16 protein-coding genes and 1 pseudogene are annotated in these 17,432 nt (G+C 70.6%); 11 read left to right on the plus strand and 6 right to left on the minus strand.

Annotated features, from left to right (window positions below; all coding sequences use genetic code 11):
- Positions 1–63: 63 nt before the first annotated feature.
- Both OHA61_RS34735 and OHA61_RS34740 read left to right on the plus strand, forming a co-directional pair.
- Positions 64–1,362, plus strand: coding sequence for a DUF6986 family protein (locus tag OHA61_RS34735; RefSeq protein ID WP_406306349.1), 1,299 nt, complete (start codon positions 64–66; stop codon positions 1,360–1,362).
- A 71-nt stretch (positions 1,363–1,433) separates the two neighbouring features.
- Positions 1,434–3,203 carry a serine/threonine-protein kinase gene (locus OHA61_RS34740; protein WP_406306350.1) on the plus strand — a complete coding sequence of 590 codons (1,770 nt, stop codon included), beginning with the start codon at positions 1,434–1,436 and terminating at the stop codon, positions 3,201–3,203.
- Here OHA61_RS34740 and OHA61_RS34745 read toward each other — a convergent pair.
- Positions 3,189–4,175, minus strand: a complete 987-nt coding sequence (locus OHA61_RS34745) for a LacI family DNA-binding transcriptional regulator (RefSeq protein WP_406306351.1) — start codon at positions 4,173–4,175, stop codon at positions 3,189–3,191. The two genes, OHA61_RS34740 and OHA61_RS34745, sit on opposite strands and share 15 nt — an antisense overlap.
- 212 nt (positions 4,176–4,387) lie before the next feature.
- On the opposite strand from OHA61_RS34745, the gene OHA61_RS34750 reads away from it, so the two are divergent.
- From OHA61_RS34750 to OHA61_RS34765, 4 genes are all read left to right on the plus strand, one after another.
- A complete protein-coding gene (locus OHA61_RS34750) occupies positions 4,388–5,353 on the plus strand; it encodes an ROK family protein (RefSeq protein ID WP_406306352.1) in 966 nt (321 codons plus the stop codon).
- A gap of 400 nt (positions 5,354–5,753) precedes the next feature.
- Positions 5,754–7,049 carry an ABC transporter substrate-binding protein gene (locus OHA61_RS34755; RefSeq protein ID WP_406307582.1) on the plus strand — a complete coding sequence of 432 codons (1,296 nt, stop codon included), beginning with the start codon at positions 5,754–5,756 and terminating at the stop codon, positions 7,047–7,049.
- A gap of 130 nt (positions 7,050–7,179) precedes the next feature.
- Positions 7,180–8,088 carry a sugar ABC transporter permease gene (locus OHA61_RS34760; RefSeq protein ID WP_361913739.1) on the plus strand — a complete coding sequence of 303 codons (909 nt, stop codon included), beginning with the start codon at positions 7,180–7,182 and terminating at the stop codon, positions 8,086–8,088.
- Positions 8,085–9,008 (plus strand): carbohydrate ABC transporter permease, encoded by a 924-nt coding sequence (locus tag OHA61_RS34765; protein ID WP_406306353.1) that lies wholly within the window; start codon positions 8,085–8,087, stop codon positions 9,006–9,008. The genes OHA61_RS34760 and OHA61_RS34765 overlap by 4 nt, the downstream gene beginning before the upstream one ends.
- A 34-nt stretch (positions 9,009–9,042) precedes the next feature.
- On the opposite strand, the gene OHA61_RS34770 is transcribed toward OHA61_RS34765, so the two are convergent.
- Positions 9,043–9,219, minus strand: a complete 177-nt coding sequence (locus OHA61_RS34770; protein WP_389369020.1) for a hypothetical protein — start codon at positions 9,217–9,219, stop codon at positions 9,043–9,045.
- Positions 9,220–9,461: 242 nt separating this feature from the next.
- Between OHA61_RS34770 and OHA61_RS34775 the strand changes: the two genes are divergently transcribed.
- A complete protein-coding gene (locus OHA61_RS34775; protein WP_389369021.1) occupies positions 9,462–10,493 on the plus strand; it encodes an NUDIX domain-containing protein in 1,032 nt (343 codons plus the stop codon).
- Here the strand turns inward: OHA61_RS34775 and OHA61_RS34780 are convergent.
- Both OHA61_RS34780 and OHA61_RS34785 read right to left on the minus strand, forming a co-directional pair.
- Positions 10,466–10,849, minus strand: a pseudogene (locus OHA61_RS34780) (MBL fold metallo-hydrolase); the annotation flags it as partial. The gene OHA61_RS34775 and the pseudogene OHA61_RS34780 sit on opposite strands and share 28 nt — an antisense overlap.
- Positions 10,850–11,010: 161 nt before the next feature.
- Positions 11,011–12,366 (minus strand): dipeptidase, encoded by a 1,356-nt coding sequence (locus OHA61_RS34785; protein WP_406306354.1) that lies wholly within the window; start codon positions 12,364–12,366, stop codon positions 11,011–11,013.
- 142 nt (positions 12,367–12,508) lie between these two features.
- Here OHA61_RS34785 and OHA61_RS34790 point away from each other — a divergent pair, with 142 nt between their 5' ends.
- Positions 12,509–13,762, plus strand: a complete 1,254-nt coding sequence (locus tag OHA61_RS34790) for a geranylgeranyl reductase family protein (RefSeq protein WP_406306355.1) — start codon at positions 12,509–12,511, stop codon at positions 13,760–13,762.
- A gap of 162 nt (positions 13,763–13,924) precedes the next feature.
- On the opposite strand, the gene OHA61_RS34795 is transcribed toward OHA61_RS34790, so the two are convergent.
- A complete protein-coding gene (locus OHA61_RS34795) occupies positions 13,925–14,374 on the minus strand; it encodes a nitroreductase family deazaflavin-dependent oxidoreductase (RefSeq protein WP_406306356.1) in 450 nt (149 codons plus the stop codon).
- Between the two features lie 127 nt (positions 14,375–14,501).
- Between OHA61_RS34795 and OHA61_RS34800 the strand changes: the two genes are divergently transcribed.
- From OHA61_RS34800 to OHA61_RS34810, 3 genes are all read left to right on the plus strand, one after another.
- Positions 14,502–15,203 carry a TetR/AcrR family transcriptional regulator gene (locus OHA61_RS34800; protein ID WP_406306357.1) on the plus strand — a complete coding sequence of 234 codons (702 nt, stop codon included), beginning with the start codon at positions 14,502–14,504 and terminating at the stop codon, positions 15,201–15,203.
- 86 nt (positions 15,204–15,289) lie between these two features.
- Entirely contained in the window at positions 15,290–16,525 is a 1,236-nt protein-coding gene (locus OHA61_RS34805) for a sensor histidine kinase (RefSeq protein ID WP_406306358.1), read from the plus strand.
- Entirely contained in the window at positions 16,522–17,187 is a 666-nt protein-coding gene (locus OHA61_RS34810) for a response regulator transcription factor (RefSeq protein ID WP_324989232.1), read from the plus strand. Before OHA61_RS34805 ends, OHA61_RS34810 begins: the two co-directional genes overlap by 4 nt.
- Here OHA61_RS34810 and OHA61_RS34815 read toward each other — a convergent pair.
- On the minus strand, positions 17,148–17,432 hold the full coding sequence (locus OHA61_RS34815; RefSeq protein WP_406306359.1) for a DUF6332 family protein: 285 nt from the start codon (positions 17,430–17,432) through the stop codon (positions 17,148–17,150). The two genes, OHA61_RS34810 and OHA61_RS34815, sit on opposite strands and share 40 nt — an antisense overlap.

Raw genomic sequence — 17,432 nt, forward strand, 5'->3', positions numbered from 1 at the left:
ACCGCCTATTAACTTCGCTATACGGATTGTTGATTCCGTGGAGCGGAAAACAGGAGGGTACGGATGGGTCAGCAGGAGAAGGTGGCAACGAGCCTCGCCGGCGTGGTCAGCGAGGGCATCAGCGCCTCCCTCGCGCCGGTGGACGCGGAGCTCGCCCGCCGCTACCCGGGAGACCCCGGCACGCGCCAGCCCGTCCACACCGTCTACGTCCCCGGTGACGCCTTCGCCGCCGACAGCATCCGCTCCTGGGGCGACCAGGCGCTGGCCGCGCTCGACGAGCACGCCCCGGACGCCGCGTCCTTCGCCGCCGTCCTCGGCCTCTCCGACGAACTCGCCGCCCCCGTCCACGACCGCGTACGGGCCAAGCTGGAGCGCGAGCCCATCGAGGATCTGCGCATCGACTTCGAGGACGGCTACGGCGGCCGCGGCGACGCCGAGGAGGACGCGCACGCCGCCCGCGCCGCCCGGCTGATCACCGAGGCGTACCGCAACGGCACCGCCGCCCCGTACATGGGCATCCGGATGAAGTGCATGGAGGCCGCCGTACGCGAGCGCGGCATCCGCACCCTCGACATCTTCCTGACTGGCCTGACGGAGGCCGGCGGACTGCCCGACGGACTTGTGCTCACGCTGCCCAAGGTGACGTACCCGGAGCAGGTGACCGCGTTCGTCCGGCTGCTCGAAGCCTTCGAGAAGGCCCGCGGCCTGGACGCGGGTCGCATCGGTTTCGAGATCCAGATCGAGACCAGCCAGTCCATCCTCGCTGCCGACGGGACCGCGGCCGTGGCCCGGATGATCGACGCCGCCGAGGGCAGGGCCACCGGACTGCACTACGGCACCTTCGACTACAGCGCCTGCCTCGGCGTCAGCGCCGCCTACCAGGCCAGCGACCACCCGGCCGCCGACCACGCGAAGGCCGTCATGCAGGTCGCCGCCGCGGGCACCGGCGTACGTGTGTCGGACGGCTCCACCAACGTCCTGCCGGTCGGCACCACGGAGAAGGTCCACGACGCCTGGCGGCTGCACTACGGCCTGACCCGCCGCGCGCTGGCGCGCGCCTACTACCAGGGCTGGGACATGCACCCCGGCCATCTGCCGACCCGCTACGCCGCCGTGTTCGCCTTCTACCGCGAGGGCTTCGAGCAGGCCGCGGCACGCCTTCGTGCCTACGCCAACCACGCGGGCGGCGACGTCATGGACGAGCCCGCCACCGCCAAGGCGCTGAGCAGCTATCTGCTGCGCGGCATCGACTGCGGCGCCCTCGACACCGCCGAGGTGGCCCGGCTCACCGGTCTGACCCGTGCCGATCTGGACGGATTCGCCGCGCCGCGCCGCGGAGACCTCACTGCCACAGCCGAGTAACAGCCGCCGGGGCTGTCACCGCTGACCCTTAGTCTGTACGCGACCACAGTCGCATCAGGATCGGGGCAGCGGTGTCTTCGGGGGAGAACGAGCGGCTCGCCGGCCGCTACCGGGTGATCGAACAGCTGGGCCGCGGCGGCATGGGCGTCGTGTGGCGGGCCTTCGACGAGGTGCTCGGCCGCGAGGTCGCCGTCAAGGAACTGCGCACCTATACCGACTCCTCGGGCCCCGAACTGGCCGACCTGACAGTGCGTATGCAGCGCGAGGCCCGTGCCGCCGCGCGCGTACGCCACCCCGGGGTCATCGCCGTCCACGACGTCGCCGAGCACCAGGGCCGCCCGGTCATCGTCATGGAGCTCATCGACGGCCCCTCGCTGGACGATGTGCTGAGCGAACGCGGCGTCATCGACGCGCGCGAGGCCGCCGCCATCGGCGCCAGGGTGCTGGAGGCGCTGGGCGCCGCCCATCGCGCCGGCGTGCTGCACCGCGACGTCAAGCCCGGCAATGTGCTGCTCGAAGGTGGGGGTACCTCCCATGCCGAAGGCTATGGGGGAAGCCGGGTGGTGCTCACCGACTTCGGCATCGCCGCGATCGACGATCCGGGCGACGGTTCCACCACCCATCTGACACGCAGCGGCGAACTGGTCGGCTCGCTAGACTACTTGGCGCCCGAACGCGCCCAGGGCCAGAAGCCCGGACCGGCCTCCGACATCTGGGCACTGGGCGCGACCCTGTACGCGGCTGTCGAGGGCTCCGCCCCGTTCCGCCGCACCTCCACCTGGTCGACGCTGAACGCCATCGTCGTGGATCCGCTGCCCGAGCCGCGCCGGGCCGCGGCGCTCGCACCCGTACTGCGGCAGCTGATGCACAAGGACCCGGCGCAGCGACCCGACGCGGACACCGCGGCCCGCCTGCTGACTGCGGTGGCCGGGGGTCAGGACACCGGCACACCGACCGTGTCGCTCGGGTCCGTGGCGCGGCCTGCGCCGGACCCGTCGACCCGGGTGCCGACCGAGCTCAACGCGATGCCGCACCGGCCCGAGGGCTTCGGCCCCGCCGTGCCGCAGGCCGCGCCGCAGCCTGACGCCGCCGCGGCTGCGCATGCCCCGGCTCCCGCGTCCGGCGGCCGTGGTCGGGCGCGGGCCCTGGTCGCCGCCGGAGTCCTCGCCGTCCTGCTTGCCGGAGGAGGCGTGACGTACGCACTCGTCGGCCGGGGCGGGGACGGCACCAAGGGCAGCGAGCTTGCCGGCGGCAGGGGCGAGAGCCCGGCCGCCAGTTCCAGCGAGCCCGGGGAGCCCGGCGGGAGCCACACGGACAGGAAGCAGAGCCCGAGCGGCGAGCCCACCGACAAGGGCGCCACCAGGCCGCCGTCGAAGTCGGCGAAGCCGCCGGCGCCCGGCACGGCCTCCGGAGGTTCCGACTCCGGTACCACGGGCGGCAGTTCGGCCACCGGGGGATCCTCCGGCACCACCGGCGGCACCAGTACTACGGGCGGCTCCGGCACCACGACCACGGGCGGCGGTTCGTCGACCGGCGGCGGGCCGGACCCGACCCCGGCAGCCGCCTGCCACGCGATCGGCGGCGGGAAGTACAACTGCGAGGTCTGGCGCACGGCGAACTCGTACACCGCGTCCGGCACCAGGGTGGGCACGCTGAACGCGGGCACCAACTACTTCTACTGCCAGCTGAATCTGGGCCGCCGCGAGACCTACGGCCAGTGGACGAACGTCTGGTGGGCAAAGACCGACGACGACAGCGGAAACACCAATGTCCTCGTCAGCGACGTCTACATCAAGGGCGGCGACAACGACGAGCCGGTGCCGGGCCTACCCGTCTGCTGACGGGGGGATCTCGCCCGAACCGCGCGGGATCAGCATCGTCTCCAGCGCCACCTGCGAGGGCGCGTCGTCCGCGCCGTCGAGACGCCGGAACAGCCGCTCGGCCGCGGTACGTCCCAGCGTCGCGGCGTCCTGGGCGATGACCGTGATGCCCAGCAGGTCGGCCAGCTCGATGTCGTCGAAGCCGACCAGGGCGACCGGCCGCTCGCGCTCGGCCAGCGCCCGTACCGCCGTCACCGTCACGCGGTTGTTGCCCGCGAAGATCGCGGTGACCGGGTCGCGACCGGTCAGCATCGCGGTCACGGCGGCACGCACCCGCTCCGGCCCGGTGGAGCCCAGGGACACCCAGGACTCGTCCACCGTGAGCTCGGCGTCCTCCATGGCGGCGCGATAGCCGCGCAGCCGCTCGACGGCCGTGTGGATACGGGGCTGGTCGCCGATGAAGCCGATGCGGCGGTGTCCGTGCGCGATCAGATGGGCCACGCCCGCGCGGGCGCCGCCGAAGCTGTCCGAGAGCACCACGTCGGCGTCGATCTGACCGGGCGGCCGGTCCACGAACACCGTCGCTATACCGGCCTTGATCTCGGGTTCCAGATAGCGGTGGTCATGACCCGCGGGAATCACGATCAGCCCGTCGACCCGGCGGGCGCACAGGGCCAGCACCAGCTCCTGCTCACGGTCCGGGTCCTCGGCGCTGGAACCGTTGATCAACAGCGCGCCGTGCGCGCGGGCGACCTCCTCGACTGCGCGGCTGAGCGGGCCGTAGAAGGGGTCGGCGAGATCTTCGAGGACGAGCCCGATGGAGGCGGTGCGGCCCTTGCGCAGGACGCGCGCGCTGTCGTTGCGGCGGAAGCCCAGGGACTCGATGGCCTCCTGCACCCGGCGCTCGGTGTCGGGGGTGACACCCGGTTCGCCGTTGACCACCCGGGAGACCGTTTTGAGGCCTACGCCCGCCCGGGCTGCGACATCCTTCATGGTGGGCCGATTGCCGTAGCGGGGCTCGGGGCCTCTGGGGCGCCCGGGCGAAGCCAGGGGATGGTCGGTCTCGGCCACAGTGCGCTGTCCTGTTCGTCGTCGGGTGTGCGAGGGTGTGGCGTCGAGCATAGGCCCTGGACAACGTTGTCAGGGGAATGGAGACTGTTACCGAACCCGCAGGTCCGACAGCTCCCATGGGGGATCCCACACCGATGCATACCGACCTCGTCGCCGCGCTGGACATCGGCGGCACCAAGATCGCCGGCGCGTTGGTGGACGGCAGCGGCACGATCCTGGTGCGGGCCCAGCGCCCGACTCCGGCCAAGGAGGACGGCGAGACGGTGATGCGCGCGGTCGAGGCGGTCCTCGGCGAGCTCGCCGCATCCCCGCTCTGGGTGCGAGCCGGCGCCGTCGGCATCGGCAGCGCCGGACCCGTGGACGCATCCGCAGGCACGGTCAGCCCGGTCAATGTCCCCGGCTGGCGCGGGTTCCCCCTGGTCGCGCGGGTGCGCGGGGCCGTGGGCGGGCTCCCCGTGGAGCTGGTCGGGGACGGTGTCGCGATGACGGCGGCCGAGCACTGGCAGGGCGCGGCCCGCGGCTACGACAACGCGCTGTGCATGGTCGTATCGACCGGTGTCGGCGGCGGACTTGTCCTCGGCGGCAAGCTCCACCCGGGACCCACCGGCAACGCCGGGCACATCGGTCACATCAGCGTGGACCTCGACGGCGACCTCTGCCCGTGTGGTGCCCGCGGCTGTGTCGAGCGCCTTGCCAGCGGCCCGAACATCGCACGCCGGGCACTGGAGAACGGCTGGCTGCCCGGCCTCGACGGCGACACCTCGGCCGCCGCGGTGGCGGCCGCCGCCCGCGCGGGGAACCCGGTCGCCATCGCGTCCTTCGAGCGCGCGGCCCAGGCGCTCGCCGCCGGCATCGCCGCCACAGCGACCCTGGTGGAGATCGAGATCGCGGTGATCGGCGGGGGAGTGGCAGGCGCGGGCGAGGTGCTGTTCGCTCCGCTGCGCCGCTCGCTGCGCGACTATGCCGCACTCTCCTTCGTCCAGCGCCTCACGGTGGCCCCGGCGTTGACGGGCACGGACGCCGGTCTGGTGGGTGCGGCGGCTGCCGCCCTGCTCGGCAGGCAGGGCGAGGCGGCAGCCGTCGTCAGCGGCCGGTCCTGAGACCGGCCGTTCAGCAGTGGCCGGTCGGCGTGGCCGGAGTCGAGACGGTTCCCGCCGTCGGTGACCAGCGCGCGCCGCGGCCAGCGCTCCGACGACTCTGCGGGCGGGTTACTGCGGGTAGGAACGTGATGCATCGTTACGTTCCTCCGCACTCGCGCATTTTGAGACGGCTACAGGTGTGAGTCAGTCGCGAGCGTTTACGGTAGGGCGTGTTGGAGTCTGTTGAAAAGAAGCGGTAACGGTTGTTCGATGTCTCGCCAAAACCCTTGACGACACCCCTTTCTGGGAGTGAGATCCAATCCTCGCGTTGGGTTGTGTTGGGTTGCACCCCGGAGGAGGGGACATGGCGCAGTCATCGTTCAACGGTCCTGCCGCGCCCGGGAGCGTGGCAGGACATCGGATGTCCCGGCGGAGTCTGCTGCGCGGTGCGGCAGTGGGTGCAGGTGCGATCGCGCTGCCCTCGCTGCTCGCCGCCTGCGACAGCGGCCCCGGCGGGGACGGCAAGACCATCAAGCTGGGATCCAACTCGTCCGACCCTGTGCCGAAGAAGGCGTTCGCCGACGCCTTCGCCGCGTACGCGGAGCAGTCGAAGGACGGACGGAAGGTCAAGGTCAACACCGTTGACCACAACACCTTCCAGGAGAACATCAACCGCTATCTGCAGGGCAAGCCGGACTCCGTGTTCATGTGGTTCGCGGGCTACCGCATGCAGTTCTTCGCCAAGAAGGGCCTGCTGCACGACATCAGCGACAACTGGGCGGGCTACCAGGGCTTCTCGGCCGCGCTGAAGGCCCAGTCGACGGGCGAGGACGGCAAGCAGTACCTCACCCCGTACTACTACTACCCCTGGGCCGTCTTCCACCGGAAGAGCGTCTTCCAGCAGTACGGCTACCAGGCTCCCAAGACCCTCGACGCGTACATAGCCCTCGCCAGGCAGATGCAGAAGGACAAGCTCGTCCCCATAGCGTTCTGCGACAAGGACGGCTGGCCCGCGATGGGAACGTTCGACTACATCAACATGCGCAGCAACGGATACGAGTTCCACAAGAACCTGATGGCGGGCAAGGAGGCGTGGACCGACAAGCGCGTCAAGGACGTCTTCGACACCTGGCGCAGCATCCTCCCGTACTGCCAGCCCGGTGCCAACGGCCGCACCTGGCAGGAGGCCGCGACCAGCCTGCAGAAGAAGGAGGCGGGCATGGCCGTCTTCGGACTCCCGCACCCCGGCGCCCAGTTCCCCAAGGGAGAGCAGGCCGACATCGACTTCTTCCCCTTCCCGGAGATCAACCCCGAGCACGGCCAGGACGCGGTCGAGGCGCCCATCGACGGCTTCCTGCTGGCGAAGAAGTCCAAGGAACTCAAGAACAGCAAGAGCATGGAGAGCGCCAAGGACCTGCTCAAGTGGCTGGCCACCGGCAAGGCGGAGGACATCTACCTCGCCAGTGACCCCAACAACATCGCGGTGAGCGACCAGGCCGACACCTCGAAGTACTCCCCGCTGCAGAAGAAGGCGGTCGATCTCGTCTCGGGCGCCAAGCAGATCTCGCAGTTCCTGGACCGCGACACGAGGCCCGACTTCTCGTCGACGGTGATGATTCCGGCCATCCAGACCTTCATCAACGAGCCGAAGGACGTGGATGGGTTGGTCAACAGCATCGAGAGGCAGAAGAAGACCATCTTCGCCGCCGAAGGCTGAACCGACACCGGCCGCAACCGACTTGGAGCCACCAGCCGTGCCGCTGCTGCAATCTTCCGGGGAACACCTCCCCGGCCCGGAACCCCAGGCCGCCGGGGGCACCCTGAAGGACTCCGGGGGGCGATCGAGCGTGAGCACCACAAGGCGCGCCGCACGGCGGGGCCCGCGGCGCTTCACCCGCCGCGACCTCGCCGTCCTCGGCGTGCTGCTGGGAATACCGATCCTGCTCGACCTGGCCATCGTGTGGGGACCGACCCTCGCGTCCGTCGTCCTCTCCTTCACCAGCTGGGACGGCATAGGCGACATCTCCTGGGTCGGTACGAAGAACTACGAGACCCTCTTCACCGACTATCCGCAGTTCTGGCCGGCGGCCCGGCACAATCTGCTCTGGCTGGCCTTCCTCGGGCTGGTCGCCACCCCCTTCGGGCTGCTGCTGGCCGTCCTGATCGACAGGGGCGTGCGGTTCAGCCGCTTCTACCAGTCCACGCTGTACATGCCGGTGGTGCTCTCGCTCGCCGTCGTCGGCTTCATCGCCCAACTGGTCTTCTCCCGCGACCAGGGCGCGCTCAACGCGATCCTCGGGGACACCGAGAATCCCACCGACTGGCTCGGCGATCCCGACATCAACCTCTGGATGATCCTGCTGGCCGCGGCCTGGCGGCACACCGGCTATGTGATGATCCTCTACCTGGCCGGGCTCAAGGCCGTCGACCCCTCGCTGAAGGAAGCCGCCGCCATCGACGGCGCCAGTGAGGCGCAGACCTTCTTCCGCGTCGTCTTCCCGACCCTGCGGCCCGTCAATGTCATCGTCGGCGTCATCACCGTCATCGAAGCGCTGCGCGCCTTCGACATCGTCTACGCGGTCAACAAGGGCAGAAACGGCCTGGAGCTGCTCTCCGTCCTCGTCACCGACAACATCATCGGCGAGGCCAGCCGGATCGGATTCGGCTCCGCCATCGCCGTCGTCCTGCTGCTCGTCTCCATGGGATTCGTCGTGACGTACCTGGTCCAGGAGATCCGTGGGGAGAAGAACCGATGACGATCGACACCGCCCCGGCGCCCGCTGCCGCCCGGCCCGCCCCGCCCGCACAGCCCCGAAAGCGCCTCCTGCGCCCCGGACGGCTGGGCCTGCACGCCTTCTTGATGACCGTCTCGCTTGCCTTCCTCGCGCCGCTGCTGCTCGCGGTCTACGCCTCGCTGAGGCCGTACGACGAGACCTCCGAGCACGGGTACTTCTCGCTGCCGAAGAAGCTCTCCTTCGACTACTACCAGCAGGCCTTCAGTGACTCGGAGATGACGAAGTACTTCGTCAACACCCTCATCATCGCCGTGCCGGGGGTGCTTCTCGCGCTGTTCTTCGCCTCGTTCGTCGCCTTCGCCGTGGCGCGGCTGAAGATGCGTGGCTCGATCCTGCTCCTGATGCTGTTCACCGCGGGCAATCTGCTGCCCCAGCAGGTGATCGTCACTCCGCTGTACGTCATGTTCAACCGCATCCCGCTGCCGTACTGGATGTCCGACTCGATGACGATGTTCGACTCGTACTGGGCCGTCATCTCCGTCCAGGTCGGCTTCCAGATCGGCTTCTGCGTCTTCGTACTCGCCAACTTCATGCGCACGCTGCCGCAGGAGATCCTGGAGGCGGCGATCGTGGACGGCGCGAGCGTGTGGACGCAGTACTGGCGCATCACGCTGCCGCTGTGCCGACCGGCCCTCGCGGCGCTCGGCACGCTCCAGTTCACCTGGATGTACAACGACTTCCTGTGGGCGCTCGTCTTCATCTCCGACGGCGACAAGCTCCCCGTCACCTCGGCGCTCAACAATCTCCGCGGCCAGTTCTTCACCGACTACAACCTGCTCGCCGCGGGCTCGGTGATCGTCGCGCTGCCGACACTGCTCGTCTTCCTGCTGCTGCAGCGGCACTTCATCGCCGGGCTCACGCTCGGCTCCACCAAGGGCTGATCCGCAGGCCCCCGCCCCGGGCGGGGGCCACCCCCTAGGTGACCGCGTCCGCGGTCTGCTGCGGCACGACGACCAGGAACGCGTCCGACTCCAGGTCCATCACGACCTCCGCCGCCAGGCCCTCGTCCCGGCGGGCGCATGCGAACTCCTCGGCCGGCCAGCTCCCGCGCGGGCCCCCGGCGGGAAACCTCTCCAACACCGTACGGCGCATCCCGCACCCCCTTGTCTCTCCCGCTCCAACGACGCTCCCCGCCCCCGTGTCACGGTCCGGCGAAGCCGTCGGTTCGTAGGCCAAGACGCACCAGGTTCCCGCACGGTGGTGGTGAACCGGCAACAGCACGGCCACAGTTGGGTCCGCGACGCCGTCCACGATCAACCGGCGGGTTCCCGAGACGGGTTTCCGTGGCAGGGTGTTGCGGGCAATCCACTGTGGGCTACGGAAGAGGGGGAACCGTGATTGTCTGGATCAACGGTGCGTTCGGAGCGGGCAAGACCAGTACCGCGCGCGAACTGATCGATCTGATCCCGAACAGCACGCTGTACGACCCCGAACTCATCGGCGGCCAGCTGCGCCGTCTGCTGCCGCAGAAGCGCCTGGCCGAGGTGAGCGACTACCAGGATCTGCCGATCTGGCGGCGCCTCGTGGTGGACACGGCGGCGGCGCTGCTCAGCGAGCTCGGCGGAGTGCTGGTCGTGCCGATGACCTTGCTGCGCCAGGAGTACCGCGACGAGATCTTCGGCGGTCTCGCCTCTCGCCGGATTCCGGTGCGGCATGTGCTGCTCCGACCGGATGAAACGATCCTGCGCGAACGGATCGCCACCCGCGAGGAGCCGGACATCCCGGATGCCGACCAGCGCGTGAGGCAATGGGCGTACGACCACATCGAGCCGTACCTCGCCGCCCTCGACTGGATCGGGGGCGACGCGCATGTCATCGACACCAGCCTGCTCGACCCCGTTCAGACGGCACGGCGCATAGCCACGGCGGTACGCAGCGGGGACGCCGCGGTCTGCGAGATCGTGCAGACCCCCGAGCCGACCGCCGAAACACTGGCCGCCGGAGTACTGCTCTTCGACGAGGAGGACCGGGTGCTCCTCGTCGACCCCACCTACAAGCCCGGCTGGGAGTTCCCGGGCGGCGTGGTGGAGCGCGGCGAGCCACCCGCCCGCGCCGGGATGCGCGAGGTGACCGAGGAGCTGGGCATCGAACTCGCCGAGGTGCCCCGGCTGTTGGTGGTCGACTGGGAGGCGCCGCGGCCACCTGGCTTCGGCGGACTGCGACTGCTCTACGACGGCGGCCGGCTGGACAGCGGTGAGGCAGGGCGGGTGCTGCTGCCCGGATCGGAGCTGCGCGGCTGGCGGTTCGTCGCCGAGGAGGAGGCCGCCGAGCTGCTGCCGCCGACGCGCTACGAGCGGCTGCGCTGGGCGCTCAGGGCGCGGGAGCGGGGCTCCGCGCTCTACCTGGAGGCGGGCGTCCCGGTCTGATGGGCCGCTCTCGGGGGGCGTTGGCTGTGGTCGCGCTCGAACGCCTCCCGCAGGGCGGACGAGGCGTCGCCGATCACCGGATCGCCGTGGCCGAAGCAGGCGACGTCCGCGTCGAGAGCGGCCAGCTTCCGGAACGACTCCACGGTGCGCGTACGGTCCAGGTTGAACGCGCCCATCACAACGCCGCCGTGCTCCGGTGCGGCGGCGACCGCGTCCCCGGTGAACAGGACGCCGTGCGCCGGGAGATGGAGTCCGATGCCGCCCTCCGTGTGCCCGGGCACGGACACCACGCGCGCCCCGCCCCCGAAGTCGAGGACTTCCCCGTCCTCCAACTCCCGTACGCCGGACGGCAATACGGGCGTCCATGCGCCGACCGTGGGAAAGGCCCCCGCCGCAAGGCGAGGGCCCTTCACTGCGGGCGTACGGCTTCAGCTTCGCGCGTACGGTCTCAGCTCTGCGCGTACCGCTTCGGGTCTGCGCGTACGGCTTCGGCTCTGCGTGGACGTGCGCCCGACGGTCAGCTCGCGGCGTAGTTCTGCAGGAACAGCGCCTCCGCCACGGACAGCCGCTCCAGTTCCTCGGGCGAGACCGACTCGTTCACCGCGTGGATCTGCGCCTCCGGCTCGCTCAGGCCGATCAGCAGGATCTCCGCCTCGGGGTAGAGCGCTGCGAGCGTGTTGCACAGCGGGATCGAGCCGCCCATTCCGGAGGCCTGCATCTCCTCGCCCGGGTAGGCGACACGCATCGCGTCGGCCATCGAGGTGTACGCCGGGCTCGTGACGTCCGCCTGGAAAGCCTGGCCCTGGCCCACCTGCTCCAGCGAGACCCGGGCGTTCCAGGGCGTGTGCTTCTCGATGTGGGCGTACAGCAGCTTGGTCGCCTCGGCCGCGTCCTGGCCGGGCGGCACGCGCAGGCTGATCTGGGCCCGGGCGCTTGCCGGAATGGAAGGGGTCGCGCCCGCCACGGGGTGGCAGTCGATGCCGATCACCGTGACGGCGGGGCGCGCCCAGATGCGGTCGGCGACCGTGCCGTTGCCGGTCAGAGAGACACCGGCGAGGACCTTGGCGTCCTTGCGGAACTCGTCCTGCGGGTACTGCAGTCCGTCCCACTGGGCCTGCGCGGGGAGCCCGTCGATCACCGTCGAACCGTCCGGGGCACGCAGCGAGTCCAGTACGCGGATGAGCGCGGCCAGCGCGTCGGGCGCGGCGCCGCCGAACTGGCCCGAGTGCAGATTGCCGTCAAGGGTGTCGATCTGGACGCGGATCATCGTCATCCCGCGCAGCGTCGCCGTCACCGTCGGCAGCCCCACCCGGAAGTTCCCGGTGTCGCCGATCACGATCGCGTCGGCCGTCAGCAGCTCGGGGTGCGCCTCCGCGTACTGCTCGAGGCCGCCCGTGCCCTGCTCCTCCGAGCCCTCGACGATCACCTTCACGGTGACGGGGACGCCGCCGTTCGCCTTGAGGGCGCGCAGCGCGAGCAGATGCATGATGAAGCCGCCCTTGCAGTCGGCGGCACCGCGCCCGTACCAGCGGCCGTCGCGCTCGGTCAGCTCGAAGGGCGGGCTCACCCAGGCGGTCTCGTCCAGCTTCGGCTGGACGTCGTAGTGCGCGTAGAGCAGCACGGTCCGCGCACCCTCCGGGCCGGGCAGCAGCCCGTACACCGACTGCGAGCCATCAGGGGTGTCGAGCAGCGCGACGTCCTGGAAACCCTCGGTGCGCAGCGCGTCGGCGACCCAGTTCGCGGCGGCCTCGCACTCGCTCTTCGGTGCCACAGCCTCGTCCGCCACCGACTGGAAGGCCACCAGTTCCGTCAGCTCCGCCTTGGCGCGGGGCATCAGGGACGCAATGGTCTCGGCGATCGGATTGGCGGTCATGGGCACGCTCCTTGTGGGTGCGACGTTGTGCGATATGTGTACGGCGAATGTGTGGTTGATCCTCCCACGGGCAGGAAGTGACCGCGCCGTAGGATGCCGTCGAGAGCATGATCACGCCTCGGATGGGGAGCAGAAGCACATCGTGAGCAGCGAGAACGCAGACGCCGTGGGTGAGCACGACGAGCCGGGGCAGGACCAGCCGGTGTGGGACGTCGTCGTGGTCGGCGCCGGGCCCGCCGGGGCCTCGGCCGCCTACGCCGCGGCAGTGGCCGGCCGTCAGGTGCTCCTGCTGGAGAAGTCCGAACTGCCCCGCTACAAAACCTGCGGCGGAGGGATCATCGGCCCCTCGCGCGACAGTCTGCCGCCGGGCTTCGAGCTGCCGCTGCTCGACCGGGTGCACGCCGTCACCTTCTCGCTGAACGGCAAGTTGACGCGTACGCGCCGCTCCAAGCGGATGCTCTTCGGGCTCATCAACCGGCCGGAGTTCGACGCCGGTCTCGTCGAGCAGGCGCAGAAGGCGGGAGCCGCGCTGCGTACGGGCGCGACCGTCTCCCGGGTCGAGCAGCACGGACCCTCCGTGCCGGACCGGCGCACGGTCGCCGTGGTGCTGGCCGACGGCGAGACCGTGCTGGCCCGCGCGGTCGTCGGCGCCGACGGCAGCGCCAGCCGGATAGGCGCACATGTCGGGGTGAAGCTCGACCAGGTCGACCTGGGCCTGGAGGCCGAGATCCCGGTACCGGCGACGGTGGCCGAGGACTGGGCGGGGCGCGTGCTCATCGACTGGGGGCCGATGCCGGGCAGTTACGGCTGGGTGTTTCCCAAGGGGCGGACCCTGACCGTCGGTGTGATCTCGGCCCGGGGTGAGGGCGCGGCGACCAAGCGCTATCTGGAGGACTTCATCGCACGGCTGGGGCTCGCCGGGTTCGAGCCCGCCATCTCCTCCGGACATCTGACCCGGTGCCGCAGTGACGACTCGCCGCTGTCGCGAGGGCGGGTGCTGGTGTGCGGGGACGCGGCCGGTCTCCTCGAACCGTGGACCAGGGAAGGGATCTCGTTCGCGCTGCGGTCGGGGCGGCTCGCGGGGGAGTGGGCGGTACGGATCTCGGAGGCCCATGACGCTGTGGACGCGAGGCGTCAGGCGCTGAACTACGCGTTCGCGATCAAGGCCGGTCTTGGCGTGGAGATGGGAGTCGGACGGCGGATGCTCGCGATCTTCGAGCGCCGTCCGGGGCTTCTCCATGCGGCGATCACCGGTCTGCGGCCCGCCTGGCGGGCGTTCGCGGACATCACGCGCGGATCGACGACGCTGGCGGGGCTGGTGCGTACGCACGCGATGGCGCGGCGGGCACTGGAAGCGTTCGACCGCCGCGCGGAGCCGAGCGAACCGTCGGCCTGAGCGGCCGGGGCCCGGACTCGCTGGGGACGGGCGCCTCGCCGTTCACCGAGGCGTCTCGCCGCTCGCCCGTGGCTTGCGCGCCGGGCGCCTGGTCGGTCGCTGTGGCTTGCCCGCCTGGCGCCTCGTCCGGCACCGCGAACTGCGCGTCGGCCGCCTCTGCGCTCACTTCGTCACGGTGATCCGGAAGACAGGGTGCTTGTGCGCCGCGGAGAGGAGTTCCTCGTCCGTGGACTTGGCGTTGACGTCACCGAAGAAGCGTCCGACCTCCCAGCCCCAGCGCTCCAGGTAGGTGCGCAGCAGCGCCGGCTTCTCCTCGTCGGGCAGCTCGACCGCCGTGAACTGCTGGGTCTTGCGGCCGACCTGGAGCTGCCCGCCGCCGGCCGCCCGCAGGTTGCGGACCCACTGGGAGTGACCGCGGGCGGAGATCAGATACGGGCCGCCCTCGTAGGGGAGCGGGTTGACCGGGATGCGCCGCCATTCGCCGCTGGTGCGGCCGCGTACGGAGAGCTCGGCGGTGCCCATGAGGCTGATGCCGTGGCGGGCGAGCCAGGCGACAGTGCCGTTGAGCATGTTGTCGAAGCGGCCGGGCTTGATGTAGTGCGCCTGCGACATCGTGGACTCCTGTGGTTGGGAGAGCAGTGCTCTCGCTTAAGAGCAGTGTGCACTGGATTGGCGATCTAAAGCAAGAGCACTGCTCTCATTGTTGGGCACTGCTCCGAAACGTGAAAGAATGGGCACCATGACCACCATCCGAGGGGCCAGGGAACGAGCCCGAGTCGAAGTCACCGCAGCGATCAAGGACGAGGCCCGCAGACAGCTTGCCGCCGAGGGCGCCTCCAAGCTCTCCCTGCGCGCCGTCGCCCGCGAACTGGGCATGGTCTCCTCCGCCCTCTACCGCTACTTCCCCAGCCGCGACGACCTGCTGACCGCCCTCATCGTCGACGCCTACGACGCCGTCGGTGCAGCGGCCGAGACCGCACTGGCCGCCGCCCCCGACCCCCAGGATCACCCGGCCCGCTGGGTCGCGCTCTGCTCGGCCGTCCGCGCCTGGGCCCTCGCCCACCCCCATGAGTACGCGCTGATCTACGGCTCCCCGGTCCCCGGCTACTCCGCGCCCATGGACACCGTCGGACCCGCCTCCCGCGTCGGACTCGCGATGATCTCGATCGCCCGTGACGCCCACCGCGCGGACGGCATCGCGCTGCCCCCGCTCCCCGAGGAGCTGCGCCCCGAAGCCCACCGCCTCACCGCCACCGTCGCGCCCGATCTGCCGCCGGCCGTCGTGGTGGCCCTGGTGAGCGCCTGGCCGCAGCTGTTCGGGCTGATCTCCTTCGAGCTCTTCGGCCAGTTCAACCGTGCCGTCGAGGACCGGGACGACTTCTTCGTCCATGCCGCGGCCCGCATCGCGCACGAGGTCGGTCTGCGGGGTGTGCGGGCCTGAGGCAGATCACGTACTGCACAGGGAGTACGTGTGATCGCCACGCCGGGCTGACGCCCGGGTCGCCCGGCCCGGTCTAGCGTGGCCGTATGGATGAGCAGCGCACCCCCTTCTGGGGTGGTCCCCCCTGGGCGCGGGGCGGAGGACCACCGCCGCCGTTGCGTCGCTGGGACGCCCGGCGCAGCACCGGCAGGGTGCCCTGGCCCTCGACGATCGCCCTGGCCGTGTTCGCGATGGTGGGGTCGACCTTCGCCGCGCACGGCCAGCCGGACCGTGAACCTCTCGACGCCTTTGGGTACGTGCTGCTGCTTGCCGGTCCGGCGATTCTGCTGCTGCGCAACCGCCGGCCCGTCGCCTCCGTATTCGGCGTGTGCACGATCGCGCTCGTCTACATCGGGGCCGGTTACCCCTACGGCCCCGTCTTCCTCACCGTCGCCGTCGGCGCTTTCGCGGCCGTCATCTCCGGGCACCGGCGCGCCGCCTGGTGGGCCGTCGGCGGGCTCGGGGCAGGACATCTGCTGATCGCGCACTGGTTGTACGAGTATCTGCCACCGGGCCATGACGACGCGGCGCCGTGGGGAGAGGAACTGGTCGTCCTCGCCTGGGTGGTGGCGGTCCTCGCCGCCTCGGAGCTCGTCCGCGTACGGCGTGAGGTGTGGGCCCGCGAGGTTGCCGAGCGCGCCGCCGCCGAGAAGCGCCGCGCCGACGAGGAACGGCTGCGGATCGCCCGTGAACTCCACGACGTACTCGCCCACTCCATCTCGGTCATCAACGTGCAGGCGGGCGTAGGCCTCGCGCTGCTCGACACCAACCCGGAGCAGGCCCGTACCGCGCTCACCACGATCAAAGCGGCGAGCAAGGAGGCCCTGGGCGAGGTGCGCCAGGTCCTCGACACACTCCGTACGCCGGGCGACGCCCCACGAGCGCCCGCACCCGGACTCGACCGGCTCCCCGAACTCGTCGAACAGGCCGCCGGCGCCGGACTGAGCGTGGAGATCGAGACGGAGGGGGAGCGCACCGCGCTCTCGCCCGGCACCGATCTGGCCGCCTTCCGCATCGTCCAGGAAGGCCTGACCAATGTCGTACGCCACTCGGGATCACGCACCGCGCGCGTGCGGATCGCGTACGCGCCGAGCCGGCTCGGACTGCGGATCGACGACGACGGCCCGGCCACCCGTTCGGACGCGGGCGGCAGTGGCAACGGCCTCGTCGGAATGCGGGAGCGGGCCGCCGCACTGGGTGGCACGATCGAGGCGGGACCACGGCCGGACGGTGGCTTCCGGGTGCTGGCCGACCTCCCTGTGCAGCCGAAGGAGACGATGTGATCCGCGTACTGCTCGCCGACGACCAGCTGCTCGTGAGGGCAGGCTTCCGCGCGCTGCTCGATGCCCAGCAGGACATCGAGGTGGCGGGCGAGGCGGCCGACGGCGAGGAGGCGGTGCGGCTGGTGCGCGAACTGCGCCCCGACGTCGTGCTGATGGACATCCGGATGCCTGAGCTCGACGGTCTCGCCGCCACTCGGAAAATCACCGAGGACGAGCAGCTCGGGGAGGTGAAGGTGGTGATGCTGACCACGTTCGAGCTCGACGAGTATGTCTTCGACGCGATCCGCTCCGGAGCCTCGGGCTTCCTGGTGAAGGACACGGAACCCGAGGAACTGCTGCGTGCGGTACGGGCGGTGGTGCAGGGCGACGCTCTGCTCTCCCCGGGCGTGACGCGCCGTCTGATCGCGGAGTTCGCGGCCCGCTCCAAGGCACCCACGGACGCCGAGGGTCTTGGCGAACTCACCGAACGGGAGCGGGAGGTGATGGCCCTCGTCGGCATCGGCCTCTCGAACGAGGAGATCGCCCGCAGACTCGTGGTCAGCCCGCTCACCGCCAAGACACATGTGAGCCGCACGATGGTCAAGCTCGGCGCCCGCGACCGGGCGCAACTGGTCGTGCTGGCCTACGAGTCGGGGTTGGTGCGCCCGGGCTGGCTCGGCTGACGGGCGTTGCCCGCCCCGCCGGGAAAGCGCCACAGGACGTGCACGACGCGTACGGCGAAGACGGCCAGGCCGGCCACGGCGCCCGCGAGGACCAGTCGGTGCTCGGCGCCGGACGACATCGGGATCACCATCATCGGTCCGGCGATCGCCAGGAACGTCAGTCCGCCCACCAGGACCCCGGTGACGACGGCGAAGCCGATCTCGACCGTGATCGCGTCCCGCTGCGCCTGTGTCCGTCGCCCCAT

This window comes from Streptomyces sp. NBC_00885 (genome assembly GCF_045207475.1).
Lineage (GTDB): Bacteria > Actinomycetota > Actinomycetes > Streptomycetales > Streptomycetaceae > Streptomyces.

What these genes read in the sequence shown, in the direction of transcription:
- OHA61_RS34735 (WP_406306349.1), top strand. Translation starts at nt 64, where the DNA reads ATGGGTCAGCAGGAGAAGGTGGCAACGAGCCTCGCCGGCGTGGTCAGC.
- OHA61_RS34770 (WP_389369020.1), bottom strand. Translation starts at nt 9,219, where the DNA reads ATGCGCCGTACGGTGTTGGAGAGGTTTCCCGCCGGGGGCCCGCGCGGG.
- OHA61_RS34785 (WP_406306354.1), bottom strand. Translation starts at nt 12,366, where the DNA reads ATGACCGCCAATCCGATCGCCGAGACCATTGCGTCCCTGATGCCCCGC.
- OHA61_RS34755 (WP_406307582.1), top strand. Translation starts at nt 5,754, where the DNA reads ATGTCCCGGCGGAGTCTGCTGCGCGGTGCGGCAGTGGGTGCAGGTGCG.
- OHA61_RS34765 (WP_406306353.1), top strand. Translation starts at nt 8,085, where the DNA reads ATGACGATCGACACCGCCCCGGCGCCCGCTGCCGCCCGGCCCGCCCCG.
- OHA61_RS34815 (WP_406306359.1), bottom strand. Translation starts at nt 17,432, where the DNA reads ATGGGGCGACGGACACAGGCGCAGCGGGACGCGATCACGGTCGAGATC.
- OHA61_RS34795 (WP_406306356.1), bottom strand. Translation starts at nt 14,374, where the DNA reads ATGTCGCAGGCGCACTACATCAAGCCCGGCCGCTTCGACAACATGCTC.
- OHA61_RS34805 (WP_406306358.1), top strand. Translation starts at nt 15,290, where the DNA reads ATGGATGAGCAGCGCACCCCCTTCTGGGGTGGTCCCCCCTGGGCGCGG.
- OHA61_RS34800 (WP_406306357.1), top strand. Translation starts at nt 14,502, where the DNA reads ATGACCACCATCCGAGGGGCCAGGGAACGAGCCCGAGTCGAAGTCACC.
- OHA61_RS34745 (WP_406306351.1), bottom strand. Translation starts at nt 4,175, where the DNA reads ATGAAGGATGTCGCAGCCCGGGCGGGCGTAGGCCTCAAAACGGTCTCC.
- OHA61_RS34750 (WP_406306352.1), top strand. Translation starts at nt 4,388, where the DNA reads ATGCATACCGACCTCGTCGCCGCGCTGGACATCGGCGGCACCAAGATC.